Below are 22,343 nucleotides of genomic sequence, written 5' to 3' on the forward strand. Positions count from 1 at the left end.
GGTGCGGGACCGGTCACTCGCCCTGGGGCTCGTCGGTCTCGGTGAGGTGCGGCGCGATGTTGCGCGGATCGAGCCTACCGGCGAGGACCTCGCCGACCTGGCTGACGATGGGCATGTCGACGCCGTTCGCGGCGGCGAGCTCGAGGATCGGTGCGACGGACGCCAGGCCCTCGGCGGTCTGGTTCATCTGCCGCACGACCTCGTCGAACCGGTACCCCTGCCCGAGCAGGCGCCCGGCGGTGTTGTTCCGGGACAGCGGCGACTGGCAGGTGGCGATGAGGTCACCGAGGCCCGCGAGGCCCGACAGGGTCGACGGCTGCGCGCCGAGCGACACCGCGAACTCGGTCATCTCGGCGAGCCCACGGGTGATGATCGACGCCTTGGTGTTCTCGCCGTAGCCGACGCCGTCGACGATGCCGATCGCCACGGCGATGAGGTTCTTCAGCACGCCGCCGAACTCGGTGCCGATGACGTCGGTGTTGATGAACGACCGGAAGTACGGGTTCGTCGCGACGGCGGCGACAGCGGTCGCGGTCTCGACGCTCGACGACGACACCACGGCGGCGGTCGGCTGCCGGCGGGCGATCTCGAGCGCCAGGTTCGGTCCGCTCGCGACGGCGATGCGGTCCTGGTCGATGCCGAGTCCCTGGAGCAGGACCTCGCTCATCCGCAGGCCGGTGCTCTTCTCGACGCCCTTCATCAGGCTGACGACGGGGACACCGGCGGGCAGGAGCTCGCGGATCGCGTCGAGGTTCGACCGCAGGGTCTGCGACGGCACCGACACGTACACCTGGGTGGCGCCGTCGAGTACCTGCTCGAGCGACGTCGACGCCGTGAGGGTGCGGGGCAGGTTGATGCCGGGCAGGTAGTCGGAGTTCCGCTTCGTCTCGGTGATCTCGCGGGCGACCTCGGGACGCCGGGCCCACACGACCGTGGAGGCACCGCCCTCGGCGAGTACCTTCGCGAACGTGGTGCCCCAGCTGCCGGCACCGATGACCGCCACGCGGGGCTTGTCGGTCGACTGCATCACCACCCGGATCGCGGCGGTGTCGAAGGCACCCGGCGCTGCTGCGACGGGGTCGGGACGATCGTCGTGCGGGCGGAGGTCACTCAAACCGGCCGGTCTCCTTCTGGTTGTTCGCCGCCGGGTCCCAGCGGGTCTTCGGGGCCTGCTCGCCACGGAGCTGCTCGAGCAGCTCCGTGATGCGCTGCATGAGCAGCTCGGTGGCCTCGGTCAGCATCTGCTGGTCGATCGGCCGGCCACGGTAGGCGGACAGGTCGACCGGGTCGCCGACGATGACGTCCACGCGCGACCGCGGGAACAGGCGGAGCTTGTTGGAGTAGCGCGCCATGATGCCCTGCGTGCCCCAGTGGGCCATCGGGATCAGCGGCACGTCGTTCTCGAGTGCGATGCGGACGGCACCGGTCTTGCCGCGCATCGGCCACAGGTCGGGGTCGCGGGTGAGCGTGCCCTCGGGGTAGACGATGATCGCCCCACCCTGCTCGATGAGCGACCGCCCGCCGCCGAGCGGGTCGCTCAACCGGGTGCGGCCGGAGCGCTCGACCGGGATCTGCCCCATGCCGGACATGAGCTTGCCGAAGACGGGCACCTTGAACAGCGAGGCCTTGGCCAGGAACCGCGGGGCCCGCCGACTGATGTAGACGGCGGTGCCGACGACCAGCGGGTCGATGTTCGTGAAGTGGTTCGGGGCGAGCACGAAGGCACCGTCCGCCGGCAGGCGGTTCGGGCCGTACCAGTGGTAGTTCGACGAGAACCGGAACGTCGGGATGACGATCGACGCCACGATGCGGAACGCGGGGTTGAGCTCCCCACGCTTCCAACGCCGTCCACGCACCGGCAGGCCGGTCGCGACCTGCACGGCGGACGCACCACGGGCCTCCCGGCCATCGCCCTGGCCCGACGGGCCGTCACCCGGACGCGACGGACCGTCACCCGGCTGCGGAACCGACACCGCGACTAACCCGCGAAGTCGAAGTCGGCGCCCAGCTTCCGCAGCTTCGGGATGAAGTGCTCGTAGCCGCGGCTGATGATGCCGACGTTGGTGATGTGGGACTCGCCGTCGGCGGTCAGCGCCGCGATGAGGTGGCTGAAGCCACCGCGGAGGTCGGGGACCCGGACGTTCGCCGCGTGCAGCGTCGTCGGACCGGTGATGACCGCGGCCTGCTCGAACGGACGGCGGGCGACACGGCGGTCGTGCCCGGGCAGCCCCTCCTTGTGGACGACGATGTCGGCGCCCATCTCGTTCAGCGCGTCGGTGAAGCCGAAGCGGTTCTCGTACACGGTCTCGTGCACGATGCTCTGCCCTTCGGCCTGGGTCAGCGCCACGACGAGCGGCTGCTGCCAGTCGGTCATGAAGCCGGGGTGCACGTCGGTCTCGATGACGACGGGCTTGAGGGTGTCGCGCTCGCGGTAGAACCGGATGCCGTCCTCTTGCACGTCGAAACCGCCGCCGACCTTGCGGAAGACGTTGAGGAACGTCATGAGCTCCTGCTGGTTCGCCCCCTCGACGAAGATGTCGCCGTCGGTGGCGAGCGCGGCGGAGGCCCAGCTGGCGGCCTCGTTGCGGTCGTTGATCGCACGGTGCGTGTAGCCGCGCAGCGACTCGACGCCTTCGATGAAGATCACGCGGTTCGGCTCGACGGACACGATCGCGCCCATCTTCTGCAGGATCGCGATGAGGTCCATGATCTCGGGCTCGATCGCCGCGTTCCGCAGCTCCGTGACGCCGGTCGCCAGGACGGACGACAACAGGACCTGCTCGGTCGCGCCGACGCTCGGGTACGGCAGCTCGATCGACGCGCCCTTCAGCCCGTTCGGGGCCGTCAGGTGGATGCCGTTGACCTGCTTGTCGACGACCGCACCCATGGCGCGGAGCGCGTCGAGGTGGAAGTCGATCGGGCGGTCGCCGATGCGGCAGCCGCCGAGGTCGGGGATGAACGCCTCGCCGAGCTTGTGCAGCAGCGGGCCGCAGAACAGGATCGGGATGCGGCTCGAGCCGGCGTGGGCGTCGATCTCGGCGAAGTGCGCCGACTCGACGTTGGCCGGGTCGAGGATGAGCTCGCCTCGTGCAGGATCGGTGATGCGCACGCCGTGCACCTCGAGCAGCCCACGGACGACCTTGACGTCGGAGATGTCCGGGACGTCCTTGAGGATCGACGGGGTGTCACCGAGCAGCGACGCCACCATGGCCTTGGTCGCGAGGTTCTTCGCCCCGCGGACCTCGATGCGCCCCACGAGCGGCTTGCCCCCGCGGATGACGATCTCGTCCGACTTGAGGCCCACGCGCGCCCCTGCGGCCGCTGCGTCCTGTACGAGAGAGTTCACTACTTCACCGGCAATGTCTTCGGCCGCCAACTGGAGCGGCGGGATTCGAACTCCGTGATCGAGGTCTCGTCACGGAGGGTGAGCCCGATGTCGTCGAGCCCTTCCATCAACCGCCAACGAGTGTAAGCGTCGATCTCGAAGGGGACGTCCACATCCCCGAGCGACACGCGCTGCGCCACCAGGTCCACGGTCGCCGACACCCCCGGGTTCCGCTCGATCTCGGCCCAGAGCCGCTCGACTTCCGATTCGGTCACGATCGCGGTGACGAGGCCCTGCTTGCCCGCGTTGCCCTTGAAGATGTCGGCGAACCGGGGCGAGATGACGACCGCGAAGCCGAAGTCACGCAGTGCCCAGACCGCGTGCTCGCGGGACGAGCCGGTGCCGAAGTCCGGGCCGGCCACCAGGACCTTCGCGCCCTGGTACTCGGGTTGGTTCAGCACGAAGTCGGGGTCCTGGCGCCAACCGGAGAACAGGGCGTCCTCGAAGCCGGTCTTCGTGACGCGCTTGAGGTAGACCGCGGGGATGATCTGGTCGGTGTCGACGTTCGACCGCTTGAGCGGGGCGGCGATGCCGGTGACGGTGGTGATCTTGTCCATCAGAAGGTCCCCTCGGTGGTGTTCGCTGTGTCGGTCACGTTCGCCAGTGCGTCGTCGGTCGCCAGGTCCCACGGGCTGGACAGCGTGCCGCGGATCGCGGTGGCGGCGGCGACGAGCGGCGACACCAGGTGGGTGCGCCCGCCCTTGCCCTGGCGCCCCTCGAAGTTGCGGTTCGACGTGCTCGCGCAGCGCTCCCCCGGTGCGAGCTGGTCGGGGTTCATGCCGAGGCACATCGAGCACCCGGCGAACCGCCACTCGGCGCCGAACTCCTTGATGACGACGTCGAGCCCCTCGGCCTCGGCCTCGAGCCGCACCCGGGCGGACCCCGGCACGACCATGACCCGGACGCCGTCGGCCTTCTTGCGGCCTTGGATGATCGACGCGAAGGCCCGCAGGTCCTCGATGCGCGAGTTCGTGCACGAGCCCATGAAGACCGCGTCGACGGCGATGTCCTTCATCGGGGTGCCGGCGGCGATGTCCATGTAGTCGAGGGCCCGCTGCGCAGCGGCCTGGTCGTTCGGGTCTTCGAAGTCGAGAGGCGAAGGCACGTTCTCCGACAGCGAGACGCCCTGGCCGGGGTTGGTGCCCCAGGTGACGAAGGGCTCGAGGTCGTCGGCGTCGATGAAGACCTCGGCGTCGAACACGGCGTCGTCGTCGGTCGCCAGGGTGTCCCAGTACGCGACGGCGTCGTCCCAGTCGGAACCGGTCGGGGCGTGGTCGCGGCCCTGCACGTAGTCGTAGGTGATCTGGTCGGGGGCGACCATGCCGGCGCGGGCACCGGCCTCGATCGACATGTTGCAGATCGTCATCCGGCCCTCCATCGAGAGCGCACGGATCGCGGAACCGCGGTACTCGAGCACGTAGCCCTGTCCGCCGCCGGTGCCGATCTTCGCGATGACCGCCAGGATGATGTCCTTCGCGGTCACGCCCGGACGCAGCGTGCCCTCGACCGTGATCGCCATCGTCTTGAAGGGCTTCAGCGGCAGGGTCTGCGTCGCCAGGACGTGCTCGACCTCGGAGGTGCCGATGCCGAACGCCATCGCGCCGAACGCCCCGTGGGTGCTGGTGTGCGAGTCGCCGCAGACGACGGTGATGCCGGGCATCGTCAGGCCGAGCTGCGGGCCGACGACGTGCACGATCCCCTGCTCCTTGTCGCCGAGGGAGTGCAGGCGGACCCCGAACTCCTCGCAGTTGCGGCGCAGGGTCTCGATCTGGATGCGGCTCGTCGGGTCCGCGATGGGGCGGTCGATGGCGAGCGTCGGGGTGTTGTGGTCCTCGGTCGCGATCGTCAGGTCGAGCCGGCGCACCGGGCGCCCGGCCTGGCGCAGACCGTCGAACGCCTGCGGGCTCGTGACCTCGTGCACGAGGTGGAGGTCGATGTAGAGGAGGTCCGGGTTCCCGTCCTCACCCTTGACCACGACGTGGTCGTCCCACACCTTCTCGGCGAGCGTCCTACCCATGAGCTCGACTCCCTCGTTCTCGTCGTTGCGCCGCGACCGCGGCACGATCAGGCGACTCTACCATTGGTATACCAACGCGTCGTCGCGTTCTCCACGCGGTGCGGCGGTCGACCGGGAGGCCCGTGGCGACTCGACGACACCCGTCGCGGTGGGAAGATGGTCGGGACATGACGACACCTGCGCACTCGACCCGGACGATCAACCTCGAGGGCGCGGCACGCGCAGCGATCGCGGGCGGTGCACCACTGGCGCTGCTCATCGCCCTCGGGATGCCGGGCTACGCCGCGTTCGCGATGTTCGCCGGATTCACCGCGATCTTCGGGGCGACCGAGCCGTACCGGCAGCGCGCCGTCACCACGGGCGTCGCGGGTGCGCTGCAGACCCTGTGCATGTTCGCGGGCATCGGTGTCGCCCTGCTCGGCTCCCCGCTCTGGCTGCAGGCGACCGGACTCGTCGTCGTGCTCGTCGTCGCGGTCTGCACCCTGTCGACCCTGCGGACGATCCCCGCGCAGCCGATCTTCCCCGTGTTCGCGTTCGTGGTCTCCGCCCTCCTGCCGCTCAGGCCCGCGGACGTCCCGCTCGTCGCGACGATCATCGTCTGCTCGGTCGTCTGGGCGTGGCTCGTCGCGATGTCCGGGTTCGTCATCCGGCACGTGTGGCACCCGCGCGCCCCGCACCGGTTCCGGCCGCTGGCGCCGCTCAAGGAGCGCGGCTTCGGCATCCTCCGCACGGCCGCGCTGTGGGAGACCGTGGCGCTCAACGTCGTGGGGTCGCTCGTCGCCGGCGCGGTGGCGTCGACCATCCCCTGGCTCGGGCACCCGTACTGGGCCGTCATCGCGGTGGTGTCGACCCTGCCCGCCCTCCGCCAGCGGCACACCGTGATCCGGGCGTTCCAGCGCTTCATCGGCACGATCGGCGGCACCGTGATCGCCGTCGGGATCCTGCTGCTCGAGCCGTCGGCGTGGTGGATCGTCGTCATCGCCGTCGTGGGGCAGTTCTTCGCGGAGATCTTCGTCGCCCGGAACTACGCCGTCTGCCTGCTGTTCCTGACGCCGCTCGCCCTCGCAGTGTCGTGGCTGAGCCTGCCCGAGGCCCCGGAGCTCCTCGCGCTCGACCGGGTCGCGCAGACCACCCTCGGTGCGCTCGTCAGCGTTGGGCTGTTGTTCGTGGGGCGCGCGATCGAGCGGCGGCGCGGGCGAGCCCTGGGTGCCACGAGCGCGATCCGTACGGTCTGACGCCAGGAGGCCCGTGGCGGCGTCGCCACGGGCCTCCTGTCCGGTCGTGGGCGCGACCCGGTCGCGAAAGCGACAGATGTCCGCGAACTGTTCGCGCAACTCTGTCGCTCTCGCGGGACTGACCAGCTGAGGGGGCGCGGAACTGTCGCTCTCGCAGACCGCACCCACGGACCGCGGCCGGCGCGTCAGTCGCGGGGCTGGATGTTCCAGGCGTCGATGACCGGGCGGCCGTGCTCGTAGCCGAGGACGCTGACCGATGCGGTACCGAGCTTCAGCACGGCACCGTCCTGCGGCGCGAGCCGGATCCACGCGGCGCCGAGGGCACGCAGCACGTGGCCGTGGGCGATGAACACGGCGTCCTGTCCCTCGGCGAGCACCGGACGAGCGCGGTTCAGGATGCGCTCGACGCGGACCCGGACCTCGGCGGCGTTCTCGCCAGGTGTGTCACCGGCGGGCACCCCGTCGGTCCAGAGGTCCCACGGCCCGTGGCGCAGCACCTTGATCTGCGGGGTGGTGAGCCCTTCGTACGCGCCGTAGTCCCACTCGTACAGGTCCTCGTCGAGCTCCGGGTCGACGCCGATCAGGTGCGCGGTGTCGCGGGCACGCTGCAGCGGACTCGACAGGGCCAACGCGAACGAGCGGTCGGCCAGGTACCGGCCGGCGCGCTTCGCCTGCTCGACACCGTTGTCCGTCAGCGGGATGTCGGTGCGGCCGGTGTGCAGCCCGCTCTTCGACCACTCCGTCTCTCCGTGACGGACGAGGACGAGTTCGCCGGGGCGTTCCGAGGTCATGAGTTCCTTCCGATCCAGAGGCCGAGCGCAGCTGCGCCGACCGAGACGACGAGCATCCCGAGGCCGTGCAGGACGGCGAGCCGGGGCTTGCCGGATCGGAGGAGCTGGACGGTCTCGACGCTCGCCGTCGAGAACGTCGTGTACCCACCCATCATGCCCGTCCCGAGCACCGCGACCGCCGGGAGCGGGATCGTCCCGGCCTGCCCGAGGCCGGTGAGCAGGCCGAGGACGAACGATCCGGACACGTTGATCAGCACGGTCCCGAGCGGGAACCCGGCAGTCCGCGAGCGGGACGTGCGCGTCTTGACGAGGCCGTCGAGCAGGAACCGGAGCGCGGCTCCGACTCCCCCGCCGACGGCGACGAGCAGCAGTTCGAGCGGGTTCACGACGCGCCTCCGTCCGGGCCGGTCGGACGCGGCCGGAGCCGCCCGGCGAGCAACACCCCGAGCACGACGGCGCCGAGCCCGAGGACGACGGACAGCAGCGCGTACCCGCTGCCCGCACCCCACCGGCCGACGTCGAGCAACTGCGCGGTGTCGTCGGCGAGCGTGCTGTACGTCGTGAAGCCGCCGAGCACGCCGGTGCCGACGAGCAGCCGCAGCGTGCGGCGGCCTCCGACGTCGGGGCCACGCAGCGCGAGCGCCTCGAGCAGGAGCCCGAGACAGAAGGCTCCGACGACGTTGATCGCGAGGATCACCCAGCTGATGCCGTCGTGGCCGGGGAACGCCTCGGCGAGCAGTGCGCGCATCGCGGTCCCGATCGCGCCGCCGAGTGCGACGAGGGCGAGGAAGCGCCAGCGGAGGTGCGGCGGTCGCGCATCGGTCATCGGTACTCCTATCGCCGAGCACGCCTGATCGTCTCCGCGCGTGCGGTGTTCTCGGGACAGGGACCGTTGGCGCTTCGTGCGCGGTTGGGTCCGGCAGGCCCCACTGCCGGGTCTGACGACCCGTCCAGCGTACTGCTCAGTCGGCGACGGCGGCGATCGCCTCGACCTCGACGAGCTGGTCGTCGTAGCCGAGGACGGTCACGCCGAGCAGCGTGCTCGGCACGTCGCGGTCTCCCATCGCGGCGCGGACGACGTCCCAGGCGGCGACGAGGTCCTGCTGCTCGGTCGTCGCGACGAGCACCCGCGTCTGGACGAGGTCGTCGACCCCCGCGCCGGCGGCTGCGAGCGCCGTCCGCAGGTTCGCGACGCACTGTGCGGCCTGCCCGGCCACGTCACCGACGGCGACCGTCGCGCCGTGCTCGTCGAGCGGACACGCCCCCGCGAGGAACACGAGCCGTGTCCCGGCCGCCACGGTGGACGCGTAGGCGTACTCCGCGACGTCGCTGAGCGCTGTGGACCGGATGAGCTGGACGGCACTGGACACGGAAGCAGCCTGGCACACGACGATGAAACCCCCGGCGAGTCGGAGCTCGTCGGGGGTTTCGTGGTGCTGGTGACCCCAGCGGGATTCGAACCCGCGTTACCGCCGTGAGAGGGCAGCGTACTAGGCCGCTATACGATGGGGCCGCGGCTGTTGTCGGACTCGGAGCATGTCACCTGTGGTGACCCCAGCGGGATTCGAACCCGCGTTACCGCCGTGAGAGGGCAGCGTACTAGGCCGCTATACGATGGGGCCGTTCCGACAACTCGACAAGTATTGCACAAGCCGCGCATCGCGCCAAAACGAGGCGTGTCGCCCGGGTGTGCCGCCATGCCGCGCCCGGCATACGGCGCTCGTTGCACGTGCAGATTCCGACAGAACACCGGTCGAACGACGCGCGCTCTGTCGCAACATGCACACGCATCCGTTGCGTGCGCATCGAGCGACGAAACACCCGTTGAACGACGCGCGTTCTGTCGCAACATGCACGCGCATCGGTCGCGCGGCCGTGGACGCGACCGCCCATCGGACGGGAGGCCCGTGGCGGGCCCGCCACGGGCCTCCCGTCCGACCGCGCGCACGTCCGGAGCCGCACTTCGTGAGCAGGAATGGTCGCGTCGGTCGGTCCCACCCGACCATTTCTGCTCACGAAGCGACCACGGCGCGGTCCGGCGCGGTCAGACCGTGAGCGACTCCCCCGGCCGCAGGATCTCGAGCACGCCGCTCGGCGCGAGCGCCTCGCGGAGCCGACCGGTGTGCATGCCGTAGCCGATGTCGGAGAGCGTGGCCTCGTGGATCGGGTAGGCACGGGCCGGGGCGAGCGCGGCGACGTAGTCCATCATCTCGGCGACCTTGAGCCACGGGGCACCGACGGGTGCGGCGAGGACCTCGACGGGCACGCCCGGGTCGGTGTACGAGTCGCCGGGGTGGAAGAGCGTGCGGTTCACGAGCACGCCGGTGTTGTCGACGATCGGCACCGAGGAGTGGATGAGCTGGTGCCGCGTGCCGTGGAAGTCGAGTTCGAACGGGCCGACGGTGCGGTGGTCGCCGTCGGTGACGACCTCGACCGCGATGCCGGAGTCGGCGAGCGCCGCGCGGACGCCCTCGGGTCCGAGCACGACGGCGTCGGGGTTGGTGGCGAGGATCCGGTGCAGTTGCTCGGGCGTGACGTGGTCGGGGTGTTCGTGGGTGACGACGACCGCGACGACCCCGGTCGCGTCGACGGGGCGGGTGAAGTCGCCCGGGTCGAGCACCAGGCGTGCGTCGCCGTCCGACAGGATCTGGCAGGCGTGTTCGAGCTTCGTGACCTCCATGCGGGCGACGCTACCCGCGGCGGGCCGGGCGGGCTCGGGCGGGGGCCGACTCGGAACGACGTTCCTGTTGTCGTGCGACATCGGGATCGTCGTTCCGAGTCGATCCCGCCCACGCACCACCCCACATCCTCACCCCGGCGGCGGCCCCGTCGTCCCGCGCACCACCAGGTGCGCCGGCGCCGCGACGATCGCTCCGGCAGCGCCGCCGTCGACCTCGGCCAGCACTGCCCGCGCCGCTGCCCGCCCCTGCGCCTCCGGGTCCTGCGCCACGGTCGTCAGGCCCACGGTGGCGCCGTACTCGTGGCCGTCGATCCCGATGACGGAGACGTCCCCCGGCACCGACAGCCCGGCCTGCCCAGCGGCGAGGAGCACCCCGAGCGCCATCTCGTCCGATGCGCACAAGACGGCAGTCGGGCGATCGGGCCCGGCCCCAGCACCGGCACCGGCACCCCCGCCGAACAGCGCGCTCCCCGCCGCCAGCCCACCGGCGAACGAGAACCGTCCGTCGAGCAGCCACCGGTCCGGCACCGCGTGTCCGGCGGCCCGCATCGCGTCGACGAACCCGTCCCGCCGCAGGTGCGGCACCGCCACGTTCATGCCGGCCTCGTCCTGCCCGCCGACGTAGGCGACCCGTCGGTGTCCGAGTCCGCACAGGTGGTCGACCGCGATCCGGGTGACGGCTCGGTCGTCGACCCCGATGTTCCGCAGGCCCGGTGCGGGTCCGCCGATGACGATCATCGGGTGCCGGGTGAGTTCGAGCTCGGCACGCTCGGTCGCGTCCAGCACCAGGGACAGCAGGACCAGAGCGTCCACACGGTGCCGCAGCATCGAACGCCGGAACGCCCGGTCGCGGTCGCCGCCCGGCCCGCCCAGGTTGTAGAGCACGAGGTCGTACCCGGCCCGCCGGAGTTCTGCGTCGACGCCGCCGAGCGCCTTGACGTAGAACCACCGGTCGATCACCGGGACGACGACGCCGACGGCGCGCTGCCGCCCGGTGGCGAGGCCGGCCGCCGCCGAGCTCGGGACGTACCCGAGCTCGTCGGCGACCCGTCGGACCTCGTCGATCGTGGTCTCCGCCACGTTCTCCATGCCGCGCAGCGCTCGCGACACCGTGGACTTCGACAGTCCCGTGACGGTCGCGATCTCCTGGATCCCCATCGATGCGACCCGGGAGGCCCGTCAGCCGTCCGTACCGTGTGTCACGCCCGCCGGACGGTCGGCTGCAGTGCCGGGGACTGCTTGCGCGACGGCCGCTGCGGTCCGGTGCGCTCGGTGCGGTGCACGACGACCCGCTGGTGCGAGCTCGTCCCACCCGCTGTGCTGGTGCACCCGCCCGTCCGCCGAGGGCCGTGGCTGACGACGGGTGTCGTCGCCGCGAGCGGTGCGGACGGGGGCGACGGCAGGAGCGGCACCGATGCCGTCGGTGGCCCCGTCGACGACCGCGTGGCGGCGGAGTACCCGCACCCGCCACCGGTCGAGCGCCACGACCCCGAGCACGCACACCAGCAGGGTGAGTGCCCAGCCGAGTGCCGGTCGACCGGTGACCTCGCAGAACACCGTGGCGCCGAGGAACAGGATGCCGAACATGCCGACGAAGCCGATCGCCTCTTCGATCCGGGCCGTGGGCCGGGTGGGTCCGCGCTGTGCCATGGTCGTCAACCCTTCACGCCACCGGCGGTGAGGCCGGCCACGATGCGTCGCTGGAAGATGAGGACCAGGATGACGAGCGGGATCGTGACGATCGTGCCCGCGGCCATGACCGCCGTGTACGGCTCCTGGTGCGGCTGCGACCCGGCGAACGAGGCGATCGCCACGGTCACCGGCTGCGTCGCGTCGCTCGAGAGCTGCGAGGAGATCAGGTACTCGTTCCAGCTGGAGATGAACGCCAGGATCGCTGTCGTGAACACCGCGGGGGCGGCGAGCGGCAGGATGATCCGCCGGAACGCCTGCACGCGGGTGCAGCCGTCGATGCGCGCTGCTTCCTCGAGGTCCCACGGCATCTCGCGGAAGAACGACGCGAGCGTGTAGACCGTCAGCGGCAGCACGAACGAGATGCTCGGCAGGATGAGCGCCTGGTAGGTCCCCATCCACCCGATGTCCGTGAAGAGCTGGAACAGCGGGGAGATGAGCGCGACCCCCGGGAACATCGACGCCGCCAGGATCGCGCCGGCGATGAGCGACTTGCCGCCGAACTCGAGGCGGGCGAGGGCGTACGCCGCCGTGGTGCCGACGAGCAGGGCGATGATCGTCACGGCCACACCGATGAAGACGCTGTTCAGCAGCGCCCGGCCGAGGTGGTTGCCGAGCGACGTGGAGAACGCCGTCGCGTAGTTGTCGAGCGTCACGTGCGTGAACCACGGCGTCGGGTCGAAGGTGAACCCGACGTCGCGGAAGCTCGTGACGACCATCCAGTAGAACGGCAGGAGGCACCACACGGCGATGACGATCGCCTGCACGGCCGTGCGGATCCGGGGGCCGGTGTCGCGGCGGACCCGGACTTCGGCGCGTGCGCTAGCACGTTCGCCGGGGACTGGCACTGACCGGGGGCGGTCTGCTGCGAGGGTCACTTGAGTTCACCCTTCTGCTGGGCGGCCTGCGTCTGGACGACGTTGGCTCCGAGGAACCGGACGAAGACGAACGCCACGATGAACACGATGAGGAAGGTGATGGTGGAGAGTGCCGATGCGGCGTTGAACCCTTGCCGGATCTGGTCGACGACGAGCACCGACAACGAGACCGTGGCGTTGCCGGAACCACCGCCGCCACCGGTCATGATCGCGATCAGGTCGTAGATGCGGAGCGCGTCGAGCACGCGGAACAGCACGGCGACCATCAGGGCGGGCCGCACGAGCGGCAGCGTGATGAGCACGAAGCGTTGGAACGTCGAGGCGCCGTCCATCTTGCCGGCCTCGTAGACGTCCTCGGGGATCAACTGCAGCCCCGCCAGGATGAGCAGTGCCATGAACGGCGTGGTCTTCCAGGTGTCCGCGATGATGATCGCGAACCGCGATGCCCACTCGTCGGAGAACCAGAGGACCTGGTGGCCGATGACGTGGTTCAGGACGCCGTTCGCGTCGAAGATGAAGTACCAGAGCTTCGCGGTGACGGCGGTGGGGATCGCCCACGGCACCAGGATCGCGGCACGGACGAGCGCGCGGCCCTTGAAGTTGCGGTTCATGATGATCGCCATCCAGAGCCCGATGACGGTCTCGAGGACGACGGTCACCGCGGTGAAGAAGAACGTGTTGCCGAAGGCCACCCAGAACTGGGACCCGAGGCTGCCCGGAGGGCACGCGGTGTTCCCGCATCGTTGCCCGAGCCAGTGCACGTAGTTCGTGACGCCGGCGAAGCCGCCCTGCACGAACAGGCCGGTGGCCTTGTCGAGGCCCTGGTCGAGCTGGAACGACTGGATGATCGCGCTGACGACCGGGTAGCCGATGACGATCGCGAGGAGCAGGATCGTCGGGCCGATGAGGTACACGGCCCACCGGCCGTGCTCGGCGTTGAGTCCGCCCTTGCGCCGTTGGCGCTTCGGTTCCATGCCCGTCGGGTTGGGGATGGCTGCGGGGATCTCGGTTGCTGCTGACACGTGTCGGCCTCCTTGCCGGGGGTGTCGGAACGCAAGTAGGGGCGGACTGGAGGCACGTGCCGGGATGGCACCGTGCCTCCAGTCCGATGCGGCGTGAGCCGCGTGTCGCTAGCTGCTGGTCGCCGCCTTGAGGGCGTCCTGCATGTCCTTCATGGCTTCGTCGACCGACTTCGATCCCTTGAGCGCCGCGTAGGTGTTGTCCTGGATCGCCTTCGTCACCGCCGGGTAGAACGGCGTGACCGGGCGCGGCTCGGCCGACTCGATCGACTTGAGCAGCGTCGGCAGGTACGGCAGCTTCGCCGTCAGCTCGGAGTCGGTGTAGAGGTCACCGACGACCGGGGCGAGCGACCCCTGCGTCGCGAAGAACTTCTGCGTGTCGTTCGAGATGAGGAACTCGAGGAAGTCGTGCGCCGTTGCCTTGTGCTTCGAGTACACGCTGATCGCGGCGTTGTGGCCGCCGAGCGTCGAGGCGCCGGTGCCGTCCGCACCCGGGATGGGCGCGATGCCGAACGTGTCCTTGACCTTGCTCGAACCGTCGGTCTTCGCCAGGTTGTAGACGTACGGCCAGTTGCGCAGGAACAGCAGCTTGCCGGCTTCGAACGCCGTGCGGCCCTGCTCCTCCTGGTACGTGATCGCCTCGGCCGGGATGTTCCCGTCCTTGAACGCGTCGACCAGGTTCTGCAGGCCGGCCTTGGCGTCCGAGGTGTCGACGTCCGGGTCCCCGCTCTTGCTGAGCACCGAACCACCGGAGCCGTTGATCGCCTCGGAGGCGTTCACCGTCAGGCCCTCGTACTTCGCGAACTGCCCGGCGTAGCAGCCGATGCCCTTGTCCTTCGCGATCTGGCAGTCGGCCATCATCTCCTTCCACGTGGTCGGAGGAGTCTTGACGAGGTCCTTGCGGTAGTAGAGCAGCGCGCCGTCCGAGGTCTGCGGGGCGGCGTAGAGGGTGTCGTTGTAGGTCGCGGTCTTCACCGTGGCCGGCAGCAGCTTCGAAGTGTCGATCTTCATGTCACCGGTCAGCGGCGTCAGCCAGCTCTTCGCGGCGAACTCGGCGGTCCAGACGACGTCCACGTCGACGACGTCGTAGTTGGCGTCCTTGGCCTGGAAGTGCTGCACGAGGTCGTCGTGCTGCTGGTCGGCCTGGTCGGACTGCTCCTTGAAGGTGACCTTCTCGTCGGGGTGGGCCTTGTTCCACTTCGCGATCAGCGGGCGGACGACGTTCGAGTTGTCCTTGCCCTGCACGTACGTGATGGGTCCGCGGCTGTCCTGGCCGCTCTTGGCGTCGTCCGAACCGGCGCCGGAGCTCCCGCTCGAGCAGCCGGTGAGCACGAGGCCGATGACGGCGACCCCGGCAACGGATGCGAACCGCACCCTGGAGCGTGTTGTCTTCACAGCGTTGTCTCCTCATTGAGATCACCAGGGGGCATCGATCGGGTTCGACGACACTGCCCTGGAGCAGGCGCCGCTGCCTGCTGGTGGAGGAAGCTACGCCCGCCGCAGGGGTTCCGCAACCGGTTGCATCGGTTCCGTGACCTGAGCGTGACCTTGGAAGTCCCGGAGACTTCCTGGGTGAGCGCTCACCCTCGTTCGAGGGACCCCTGCGCGCCACTGCGGAACTCCGCATGAACACCGCCACTGGGGTCCCGCGCCGTTGTCCGCACCCACGGCCCCACGTAGCGTCCACGACATGGCCACCCTCCACACCGCCGACACCGTGCCCGCACCGCGCCGTGTCATCGGCGTCGACCTCGACGCCCCGCTCCCCCGTCTCGTCGCCGACGAGACCGGCGAGTCCGCCATGGTGATCGGCTACCGCGGCGGCCACCCCACCGGCACCCTCGACGTGCTGCTCACCGACGACCCCGCAGACGCGGCCCGCGCCCTCGAGGCGCTGCAGGAGACCGTCCTGGCCGACGTCCCTGCGGTGTCCGACGACGACCTGCCGACCATCTCGGTCGTCGTGTCCACGATCGTCGACCGCGTCGAGGACCTCGGCAAGCTGCTCGACGTCCTCGAGCACCTCGACTACCCGCGGCACGAGGTCATCCTCGTCGACAACCGCGTCCGCGTCCCCGCCGGCGACGCACTGCCCGCGATGCTCGCCGGGCGGAACGTCCGCCTCGTCGAGGAACGCCGCCCCGGTCTGTCCGCCGGACGGAACGCCGGTGTCGCCGCCGCGACCGGCGACGTCATCGCCTTCACCGACGACGACGTGCGCGTCGACCCGCAGTGGCTCCGCGCCATCGGGTCCCGGTTCGTCAGCGAGCCCGGCCTGGACGCCGTCACCGGCGTCATCCTGCCGAGCGAGCTCACCACCCCCGCCCAGATCTGGTACGAGGCGTACTACGGCGGGTTCAGCGCCGAGCGCACCTTCTCGCCCGTGACGATCGTCCCGGACGACGTGCAGGGCACCATGCGGCACGCCCGCGTCTCGGCGGTCACCCCGTCCGGCGAGGTCCTCAAGCACTTCGCCGTCTACGGCATCGGCGCGTACGGCGCCGGCGCGAACATGGCCTACCGTCGCACCCTGATCGAGGCCGTCGGCGGCTTCGACCACACCCTCGGCGCCGGCTCCCCCGCCCGTGGTGGCGAGGACCTGGCGATGTTCATCGAGACGCTGTGGCGCGGCGGGAAGATCGGCTTCGAGCCCCGCGCGGTCGTGCACCACCGGCACCGCCAGACCATCGAGGACCTGCACAAGCAGCTGCACGGCAACGGCGTCGGCTTCACCGCGCTGATGTTCGCGCTCGCCGCGAAGGACAAGCGGCACGTCGCCGTCCTCGCCCGCCTGATGCCGCTCGCCGCGAAGGTCAAGTCGAAGCAGATGCTCTCCCGCCTGGCCGGACGCCGGGACGCCGCGACCGAGGTCACCAACGACGCCTCGACCACGCGCATCCCGAAGACCCTGGCGTACCACGAGCTGCGCGGGTTCCCCGCCGGCCCGGCCGCCTGGTTCCGCAGCCGACGCCGCTGGCGCGACGTCGAGGCCGGCCGCTTCCGGCCGTAGTCGCGCAGCATGACGGACGGGAGGCCCGTGGCAGTGTCGCCACGGGCCTCCCGTCCGCCCTGCCGCGCACGCGGAACGCGACAGAGCACGCGTCGATCGACGCGTGCTCTGTCGCAAAGCCGGTGCCGGCGTGCCGGCCAGCCGCGCCCGGCGCCCGCGCCTCAGCGCGCGGTCAGCCGCCCGGCCACGTACCGCCACGGCCCGCCCAGCGCGGCCGTCAGCTCGGCGCGCTTGAGCCCGCGCGTCGCCTCGGTGAAATCGGCGTCGACGGGCCAGCCGCCGCTCGCGTCGACGGGGCGCTCGTCGGCACCCTGCCCGAGCGCACCGAGCCGCCGGAGCGCGCCGGCCGCACGCCGCAGCACCGCGAACGCCGTCGAGGGCCGCAGCACGAGCTTCGTCACCCAGGCGCCGAGCCCGGTGCCGTAGCCGATCGCCTGCGAGCGCAACGCGGCGCGGTCCTTGCGGTGCTCGTGCCAGACGACGGCCGAGGGCTCCACGGCGAGCGCCCCACCGGCGAGCAGGACGCGGGTGAACAGGTCGGGGTCCTCACCGGCTCGGGCGCGGGTGCCGGGGCCGAGGGCGACGTCGAAGCCGCCGAGCTGGCGGACGGCGTCGCGGCGCACGGACATGTTCGCGCCCGTGCCGAACGCGCCGACGGTGAAGGGGAACAGGGGCTCGTCGACGGGCGGGGCGGACGTGCGGTACACCCGGCGCTCGAGGTTCCGCGCCCAGGTCACCCGCTCGTCGAAGAAGCGCTGTGTGGGGGTGCGGAGCTCGCCGCTGGGGACGAGTCCGGTGACGCACCAGACGTCGGCGTCGCGCTCGTAGGCGGCGGCGATGGCGGCCATCCAGTGGCGGTCGACGACGACGTCGTCGTCGATGAACGCGACGATGCCGCCGGTGGCGCGGGCGAGTCCGGCGTTGCGGGCCCGGGAGACGCCGGCACGTGCCTCGAGGACGTAGTGCACGCGCGGGTCGTCGACGGCGGCCACGACGTCGCGGGTGCCGCTGGTGACGGGGGCGTTGTCGACGACGAACAGCTCGAAGTCGTCGTACGCGGAGTCGAGGACGGAGCGCACGGCGCGGGCGAGCGCCACGGGGCGTTCGCGGGTACCGATGACGACGGAGACGCGCGCGCCGTCCGCGGGGGCGTCGACCGGGAGGCCCGGGGCCGGCAACCGACGCACGGCCGGTCCCAGCTCGGCCGGGTCCACCGCCCCGCGGTCGTCGACGCGCACGTCGACGAACCCGGCGACGTCGCGGCCGTCGCGCACCATGAGGCGGGCGCGGCGGAAGCCGTCGGCGCCGGCGAGGTGCACGGTGTCGGCGGCGAGCGCTGCGGACCGGTCGACGGCGCCGACCCAGGCAGCTCCGACCCAGGTGGGGGCGTCGGGCGAGGGCATCGCGGGGTCGAGCGTGAGGGCTCGTTCCGCGGTGGTGGTGTGGTCGGTCATCTTCGTCCCGTCGGGCCGGTCTGGTCGGGTGGACGTGGCAATGCTCCGCGCGCGTCGACAGGGGGTCAACCGCGATGCTCGGAGGATGCGGGGAGGCTGCGGTTTGCCGCCACTAGACTCGCGGGAGACGCCGGTCGACCCGCCGGTGCGACCCCGGTCCCCGCCGGACACGAGGAGGACGCATGCCGCTGGCCCGAACGATGGACCGGCTCGGCCTGACCAGGCGTCCACGCCCGACGTTGCACCTGGTTCCTGACCCCGAAGCGTCCGACCTCGTCGTGGTGCACCTCGATGCCGACGACGCCGCGTGCGGCACGTGCGGGCACGCCCAGGCGGCACACGAGCACTACCGTCCGGGCACGGACTGCGCGCTCTGCGACTGCCCGAAGTTCCGCCGCGCCCGCTGAGGCGTTCCCCGACGAGATCCCCCTCGCGCGATCCCCCTCGCGACCCCCTCGATCAGGGGGCGCCTGCGGGAAACCGCCGTTCCCCCGCAGGTGGTCCCGACCTCCCTTGTCGGTGCTGCCGGGCCCGCTTAGCGTCGCGGACATGGCCATCACTCCCACGCCACTCGCGTGCATCGTCCTCGCCCACGAGGACCCGACGCACGTCCGTCGGCTCGTGGCGGCGCTCGACCCGTTCCCGGTGTTCCTGCACTGCGACGCGAGCACCGACGACGACGTCTTCGAGGCGATGACCGCCGGCCTGCCCGAACGGGTGCACGTGCTGCCGCGGATGCGCACCGGGTGGGCGAAGTGGGAGAACGTCGCGGCCGAGGTCGCCGGCTACCGTGCTGCCCTGGCGCAGACGGACGCCACGCACGTGGCGCTGCTGACCGGCAGCGACTACCCGCTGGCCGACGCCGACGAGATCTCGGCGCTCCTGACCGCGAACCCCGGGCGGTCGTTCGTCGAGGCGAAGCCGCTCCCGCACCCCGCGTGGGGTCGCGACGGCGGTCGGTCGCGCGTGCGGTTCCGGCACTGGGCGTGGCGGAAGCACATGCTGCGTCTGCCGGTCCCCCGTCGGGTCCCGCGGGACGTCGTGTTCGGCGGTGGCTCGCAGCTCAAGGTCCTGGCCCGCCACCACGCGCAGGGGGTCGTCGACGTGTTCGACGGGCGCCCCGACCTGGTGGCGTTCTGGGAGCGGGTGTGGATCGGCGACGAGACCTTCGTGCCGTCGGTCCTGCTGACCCCGGCGTTCACCCCGGACTTCGCGGACGCCCACGCGGTGCAGCCGCTCTGGTGGATCGGGTGGGACGGCACGAAGCAGAAGAGCCCGCCGTGGCTCGGGATCGAGGACGCCGGCCGGGTGCTGGAGCGTCGTACCGCGGCTGACCAGTCGACCCCGTACGTGTTCGCCCGGAAGTTCTCGACGTCCCGGAGCACCGACCTGCTCGACGTGGTCGACGCGACCTTCGGGCTCCGCACGTCCGCCGACGACCAGCCGGTGGTGGTGGCACAGTGACCGTCCCCCAGACCCGACGCGAGGCGCGTGCGGCCGAGGCGGCTGCGCTGGCGGCACAGCCCGACGACGACGAGCTCGAGGCGTCCGTGCAGCCTGCGGCCCCCGGCGCGCTGTCCACCGACACGGACTCGATCGCCGTCGCACGCGGCTCGTCCGTCCTGTTCGGCCGGGGCCTGCTGTACGTGGTCGTCTGGTCGATGCAGCTCGTCGTGAGCTCGCTGATCTCCCCCGTGCTCGCGCACCTGATGCCACCGGCCGAGTTCGGCGTCCTGGCGTCGGCGATCGCGCTGTACCAGGCCCTGGTGGTCGTGGCCGTCTGCGGCATCGACCAGGCGTCGGTGCTGCAGCGCGCCGAGGACGGCGACGACCGGCGTGCCCGCGGCCTGATGTTCGTCGGCATGGTCACCGCGGTCACCGTCACCGTGTTCGCCCTGGTGTCGATCCCGCTCTGGGGCGACGCCGCGGGCTTCGTCGACCAGCACCCCCTGCTGCTGGTCGCCGTGCTCTGGACCGGGCCCGCCGCGATCGTGCAGCTGTCCCTCGCGTTGCTCGTCGCCCAGGACCGCATCCGCGTGTTCGCCGTGACGAGCCTGCTGTCGTCCGTCGGCGGGTCGATCATCGGTCTCGGGCTCCTCGCCGCCGTGCACGCTGACGCGACCACGTACGCGTGGGGCGGGGTCGTGGCGCAGGGTGCCGCGATGGTCATCGGCATCATCGCCACGAAGCCGCGCGTCCGCGGTCTGTTCGACCACCGCACCACGGTCCGGGCGTTCAAGCTCGGTGTCCCGATCGCGCTCGGCAGCCTGTCGTACTTCGTCCTGAACGCCGGTGACCGGCTCGTCGTGCAGCGTCTGCTCGGTGCCGACGAGGTCGCCCGCTACCAGATCGCCTACGTCGTCGGCTCCGCGGTCATCCTGCTGCTGACCTTCACGAACCAGGCCTGGGCGCCGCACTTCGCCGCCCTCCGCGACGCCGTGGCCCGCCGCAGGCTCGCCATGCACGCCCGGGACGAGCTCTACATGCTCCTCGCCCCCGTGCTCGTCGCCGTCACCCTCGTGTCGCCGGTGGCGCTGCCGATCCTGGCCCCGGCGTCGTACCGGGTCGAGTCCCTCACCGTCGTCGTCTTCGTGGTCGCCCTGACCGCGTTCCCGGTGGTCGCGAGCGGTGCGACCGGCCGGCTCCTGCTGGTCGAGCGCCGCGGCGTGACGGTCGGCGTCATCGGCGCCGTCGCCGGTGTCGTGAACATCGCCGCGAACCTGGTGCTGGTGCCCCTGACCGGCATCGTCGGCGCGGGCATCGCCACGGTCATCGCCTACGCCATCCTCGCCGCGCTGCAGCAGGCCTCCCTGCCGGACCGCCGTGAGTGGCGCGGCCCCCGACGCCGAGTGCTGCTCGCCATCGCGATCGCGATCGTCGTCGCTGCGGCCTCGCTCCTCCCGCCGCAGGACCTGGCGTGGAACATCGTGCGCATCGTCGGCGTCGCCGCGTGCCTGCCCTGGTTCTTCCGCCGCCTGAAACTCGCTCGCGGAGGATCCGCATGACCCGTTCCACCCCCCGTCCGCTGCGTGTCGTCGTCGCCACCAACGGACTCGCCATCACCGGCGGTGTCGAACGCTGCGTCGTCGAGGACGTCGGCGAGCTCGTCGCGGCCGGCCACGACGTCGAGGTGTGGCACCGCGCCGGTCCGGACGGCGACCCGGACGAGGGCCGCGCGGTGTTCGACCGGCTCGGTGTCCGACTGCGCCACGCCCGCGACTACCGCTTCGGCATCCGGACCGCCCCGACGGACGTGTTCCGCTTCGTCCGTGAGGGCCTGCGCCTCCGCCGGTCGCGCCCGGACGTCCTGTGGCTGAACCGTCCGGAGTTCCTGCCGTGGGGCCGCGTCGTGTCCTTCGTGTCCGGCGTCCCCCTGGCCGTGCACCTGCACCACGCCCCGAACTACCGTCGGCTCGGCCCGTTCGCCGGCGGCCGGACCCGGTACCTCGCGGTCTCGGCGGCGATGGCCCGTGCGTGGACCGCCGTCGGTGCCCCGCCGGACCGCGTCGACGTGGTCCCGAACGGCGTCGACACCGCGGCGTTCCCCGCCGCCACGCCGGCGAGCACGCGCCGAGCACGCGCTGCGCTCGGCCTCGACCAGGACCGCCCCGTGGTGCTCTACTACGGACGGCTCACGCGGTCGAAGGGCGTCCTGGCCCTCCTGGAGGCGTGGGGTCGCGTCCACGTGTCGGCCCGCGTCCTCGTCGGGCCCGGCACACCGCCCGCCCCGGCTCCGGTGCTCGTCCTGGCGGGTGCGCTGTACCCACAGGACGCCCCCGCCGTGCACCGCGCGATCACCGCGTTGCCCGAGGGATCCGTGGTCGTGGTGCCCGAGCGCGACGACGTCGTCCCCCTGCTGCACGCCGCCGACGTCGTGGTGGCACCCTCCATCGAGCCCGAGGGGTTCGGCCGCGTGGTCGTCGAGGCGATGTCCACCGGACGCCCCGTCGTCGCGGCGGCGTCGGGCGGCACCGCCGAGATCCTCAGCGGCGAGTGGACGCGCTTCACCGTCGACCCCACCGAGACCGCCGCGCTGGCCGACAAGGTCCTCGAGGCGCTGCACGCGGCCGGGACCGAACCGGGACTCGCGGACCGGTGCCGCGCCTGGGTGCGGGACCGCTACGGCCGGGAGCGGCACGTCGCGGCGCTGATCCGGGCGCTCGGTGCGCACGCGAAGCACTGACG

The 22,343-nt window shown here is 71.4% G+C and carries 22 protein-coding genes and 2 tRNA genes; 6 read left to right on the forward strand and 18 right to left on the reverse strand.

Annotation, left to right across the window (positions count from 1 at the left end; all coding sequences use genetic code 11):
- Positions 1-13: 13 nt before the first annotated feature.
- From EDF53_RS17980 to leuC, 5 genes are all read right to left on the reverse strand, one after another.
- On the reverse strand, positions 14-1,027 hold the full coding sequence (locus EDF53_RS17980) for an NAD(P)H-dependent glycerol-3-phosphate dehydrogenase (RefSeq protein WP_111086095.1): 1,014 nt from the start codon (positions 1,025-1,027) through the stop codon (positions 14-16).
- Between the two features lie 79 nt (positions 1,028-1,106).
- A complete protein-coding gene (locus EDF53_RS17985; protein ID WP_260216086.1) occupies positions 1,107-1,973 on the reverse strand; it encodes a 1-acyl-sn-glycerol-3-phosphate acyltransferase in 867 nt (288 codons plus the stop codon).
- Positions 1,974-1,978: 5 nt separating this feature from the next.
- Positions 1,979-3,346 (reverse strand): UDP-N-acetylglucosamine 1-carboxyvinyltransferase, encoded by a 1,368-nt coding sequence (gene murA / locus EDF53_RS17990; RefSeq protein ID WP_123294811.1) that lies wholly within the window; start codon positions 3,344-3,346, stop codon positions 1,979-1,981.
- The gene (gene leuD, locus EDF53_RS17995; RefSeq protein WP_111086049.1) at positions 3,346-3,942 is read right to left on the reverse strand and encodes a 3-isopropylmalate dehydratase small subunit; all 597 of its coding nucleotides are present in this window, start codon (positions 3,940-3,942) and stop codon (positions 3,346-3,348) included. The genes murA and leuD overlap by 1 nt, the downstream gene beginning before the upstream one ends.
- Positions 3,942-5,402: a 3-isopropylmalate dehydratase large subunit gene (leuC, locus tag EDF53_RS18000; RefSeq protein ID WP_111086048.1), complete on the reverse strand. Its 1,461-nt coding sequence runs from the start codon at positions 5,400-5,402 to the stop codon at positions 3,942-3,944. Before leuC ends, leuD begins: the two co-directional genes overlap by 1 nt.
- A 167-nt stretch (positions 5,403-5,569) precedes the next feature.
- On the opposite strand from leuC, the gene EDF53_RS18005 reads away from it, so the two are divergent.
- Positions 5,570-6,637 carry an FUSC family protein gene (locus EDF53_RS18005; protein ID WP_123294812.1) on the forward strand — a complete coding sequence of 356 codons (1,068 nt, stop codon included), beginning with the start codon at positions 5,570-5,572 and terminating at the stop codon, positions 6,635-6,637.
- Positions 6,638-6,822: 185 nt separating this feature from the next.
- On the opposite strand, the gene EDF53_RS18010 is transcribed toward EDF53_RS18005, so the two are convergent.
- From EDF53_RS18010 to EDF53_RS18065, 12 genes are all read right to left on the reverse strand, one after another.
- Complete coding sequence (locus EDF53_RS18010) at positions 6,823-7,428, reverse strand: histidine phosphatase family protein (protein WP_123294813.1); 606 nt, start codon at positions 7,426-7,428, stop codon at positions 6,823-6,825.
- The gene (gene crcB / locus EDF53_RS18015) at positions 7,425-7,814 is read right to left on the reverse strand and encodes a fluoride efflux transporter CrcB (protein ID WP_123294814.1); all 390 of its coding nucleotides are present in this window, start codon (positions 7,812-7,814) and stop codon (positions 7,425-7,427) included. The genes EDF53_RS18010 and crcB overlap by 4 nt, the downstream gene beginning before the upstream one ends.
- Positions 7,811-8,254 (reverse strand): CrcB family protein, encoded by a 444-nt coding sequence (locus EDF53_RS18020; RefSeq protein WP_123294815.1) that lies wholly within the window; start codon positions 8,252-8,254, stop codon positions 7,811-7,813. The genes crcB and EDF53_RS18020 overlap by 4 nt, the downstream gene beginning before the upstream one ends.
- A 136-nt stretch (positions 8,255-8,390) precedes the next feature.
- Positions 8,391-8,798, reverse strand: coding sequence for a RidA family protein (locus tag EDF53_RS18025; protein ID WP_123294816.1), 408 nt, complete (start codon positions 8,796-8,798; stop codon positions 8,391-8,393).
- 67 nt (positions 8,799-8,865) lie between these two features.
- Positions 8,866-8,941 (reverse strand) — tRNA-Glu (locus EDF53_RS18030).
- Between the two features lie 33 nt (positions 8,942-8,974).
- Positions 8,975-9,050, reverse strand: a tRNA-Glu gene (locus EDF53_RS18035).
- A 422-nt stretch (positions 9,051-9,472) separates the two neighbouring features.
- Positions 9,473-10,108: an MBL fold metallo-hydrolase gene (locus EDF53_RS18040; protein WP_123294817.1), complete on the reverse strand. Its 636-nt coding sequence runs from the start codon at positions 10,106-10,108 to the stop codon at positions 9,473-9,475.
- Between the two features lie 129 nt (positions 10,109-10,237).
- Positions 10,238-11,266 carry a LacI family DNA-binding transcriptional regulator gene (locus EDF53_RS18045; protein ID WP_123294818.1) on the reverse strand — a complete coding sequence of 343 codons (1,029 nt, stop codon included), beginning with the start codon at positions 11,264-11,266 and terminating at the stop codon, positions 10,238-10,240.
- Positions 11,267-11,287: 21 nt separating this feature from the next.
- Positions 11,288-11,758: a hypothetical protein gene (locus EDF53_RS19470; protein WP_185021104.1), complete on the reverse strand. Its 471-nt coding sequence runs from the start codon at positions 11,756-11,758 to the stop codon at positions 11,288-11,290.
- Between the two features lie 5 nt (positions 11,759-11,763).
- Positions 11,764-12,576 (reverse strand): carbohydrate ABC transporter permease, encoded by an 813-nt coding sequence (locus EDF53_RS18055; protein WP_248705126.1) that lies wholly within the window; start codon positions 12,574-12,576, stop codon positions 11,764-11,766.
- 95 nt (positions 12,577-12,671) lie between these two features.
- Positions 12,672-13,649, reverse strand: a complete 978-nt coding sequence (locus EDF53_RS18060) for a carbohydrate ABC transporter permease (RefSeq protein WP_123294820.1) — start codon at positions 13,647-13,649, stop codon at positions 12,672-12,674.
- A gap of 156 nt (positions 13,650-13,805) precedes the next feature.
- Positions 13,806-15,089 (reverse strand): ABC transporter substrate-binding protein, encoded by a 1,284-nt coding sequence (locus tag EDF53_RS18065; protein WP_123294821.1) that lies wholly within the window; start codon positions 15,087-15,089, stop codon positions 13,806-13,808.
- Between the two features lie 295 nt (positions 15,090-15,384).
- On the opposite strand from EDF53_RS18065, the gene EDF53_RS18070 reads away from it, so the two are divergent.
- Positions 15,385-16,704, forward strand: a complete 1,320-nt coding sequence (locus EDF53_RS18070) for a glycosyltransferase (protein WP_123294822.1) — start codon at positions 15,385-15,387, stop codon at positions 16,702-16,704.
- A 161-nt stretch (positions 16,705-16,865) separates the two neighbouring features.
- Here the strand turns inward: EDF53_RS18070 and EDF53_RS18075 are convergent, their stop codons facing one another.
- Positions 16,866-18,158 (reverse strand): glycosyltransferase family 2 protein, encoded by a 1,293-nt coding sequence (locus tag EDF53_RS18075; protein ID WP_123294823.1) that lies wholly within the window; start codon positions 18,156-18,158, stop codon positions 16,866-16,868.
- Positions 18,159-18,340: 182 nt separating this feature from the next.
- On the opposite strand from EDF53_RS18075, the gene EDF53_RS19475 reads away from it, so the two are divergent.
- The 4 genes from EDF53_RS19475 (at position 18,341) to EDF53_RS18090 (ending at position 22,341) form a co-directional block, all read left to right on the forward strand.
- Positions 18,341-18,565, forward strand: a complete 225-nt coding sequence (locus tag EDF53_RS19475) for a hypothetical protein (RefSeq protein WP_133937168.1) — start codon at positions 18,341-18,343, stop codon at positions 18,563-18,565.
- Between the two features lie 142 nt (positions 18,566-18,707).
- Complete coding sequence (locus EDF53_RS18080) at positions 18,708-19,622, forward strand: beta-1,6-N-acetylglucosaminyltransferase (RefSeq protein WP_111086034.1); 915 nt, start codon at positions 18,708-18,710, stop codon at positions 19,620-19,622.
- The gene (locus EDF53_RS18085; RefSeq protein WP_123294825.1) at positions 19,619-21,163 is read left to right on the forward strand and encodes a lipopolysaccharide biosynthesis protein; all 1,545 of its coding nucleotides are present in this window, start codon (positions 19,619-19,621) and stop codon (positions 21,161-21,163) included. The genes EDF53_RS18080 and EDF53_RS18085 overlap by 4 nt, the downstream gene beginning before the upstream one ends.
- Positions 21,160-22,341 (forward strand): glycosyltransferase family 4 protein, encoded by a 1,182-nt coding sequence (locus EDF53_RS18090; protein WP_123294826.1) that lies wholly within the window; start codon positions 21,160-21,162, stop codon positions 22,339-22,341. Before EDF53_RS18085 ends, EDF53_RS18090 begins: the two co-directional genes overlap by 4 nt.
- Positions 22,342-22,343 lie beyond the last annotated feature (2 nt).

Source organism: Curtobacterium sp. PhB78, assembly GCF_003751685.1.
Lineage (GTDB): Bacteria > Actinomycetota > Actinomycetes > Actinomycetales > Microbacteriaceae > Curtobacterium.

Excerpts from the sequence above, each read along its gene's own strand:
- EDF53_RS18090 (WP_123294826.1), top strand. The coding sequence starts at position 21,160 with ATGACCCGTTCCACCCCCCGTCCGCTGCGTGTCGTCGTCGCCACCAAC.
- EDF53_RS18005 (WP_123294812.1), top strand. The coding sequence starts at position 5,570 with ATGACGACACCTGCGCACTCGACCCGGACGATCAACCTCGAGGGCGCG.
- leuD (WP_111086049.1), bottom strand. The coding sequence starts at position 3,942 with ATGGACAAGATCACCACCGTCACCGGCATCGCCGCCCCGCTCAAGCGG.
- leuC (WP_111086048.1), bottom strand. The coding sequence starts at position 5,402 with ATGGGTAGGACGCTCGCCGAGAAGGTGTGGGACGACCACGTCGTGGTC.
- EDF53_RS17980 (WP_111086095.1), bottom strand. The coding sequence starts at position 1,027 with ATGCAGTCGACCGACAAGCCCCGCGTGGCGGTCATCGGTGCCGGCAGC.
- EDF53_RS18020 (WP_123294815.1), bottom strand. The coding sequence starts at position 8,254 with ATGACCGATGCGCGACCGCCGCACCTCCGCTGGCGCTTCCTCGCCCTC.
- EDF53_RS18040 (WP_123294817.1), bottom strand. The coding sequence starts at position 10,108 with ATGGAGGTCACGAAGCTCGAACACGCCTGCCAGATCCTGTCGGACGGC.
- EDF53_RS18070 (WP_123294822.1), top strand. The coding sequence starts at position 15,385 with ATGGCCACCCTCCACACCGCCGACACCGTGCCCGCACCGCGCCGTGTC.
- EDF53_RS18075 (WP_123294823.1), bottom strand. The coding sequence starts at position 18,158 with ATGACCGACCACACCACCACCGCGGAACGAGCCCTCACGCTCGACCCC.
- EDF53_RS18045 (WP_123294818.1), bottom strand. The coding sequence starts at position 11,266 with ATGGGGATCCAGGAGATCGCGACCGTCACGGGACTGTCGAAGTCCACG.
- EDF53_RS18010 (WP_123294813.1), bottom strand. The coding sequence starts at position 7,428 with ATGACCTCGGAACGCCCCGGCGAACTCGTCCTCGTCCGTCACGGAGAG.
- EDF53_RS18080 (WP_111086034.1), top strand. The coding sequence starts at position 18,708 with ATGGCCATCACTCCCACGCCACTCGCGTGCATCGTCCTCGCCCACGAG.
- EDF53_RS19475 (WP_133937168.1), top strand. The coding sequence starts at position 18,341 with ATGCCGCTGGCCCGAACGATGGACCGGCTCGGCCTGACCAGGCGTCCA.
- EDF53_RS19470 (WP_185021104.1), bottom strand. The coding sequence starts at position 11,758 with ATGGCACAGCGCGGACCCACCCGGCCCACGGCCCGGATCGAAGAGGCG.
- EDF53_RS18060 (WP_123294820.1), bottom strand. The coding sequence starts at position 13,649 with ATGGAACCGAAGCGCCAACGGCGCAAGGGCGGACTCAACGCCGAGCAC.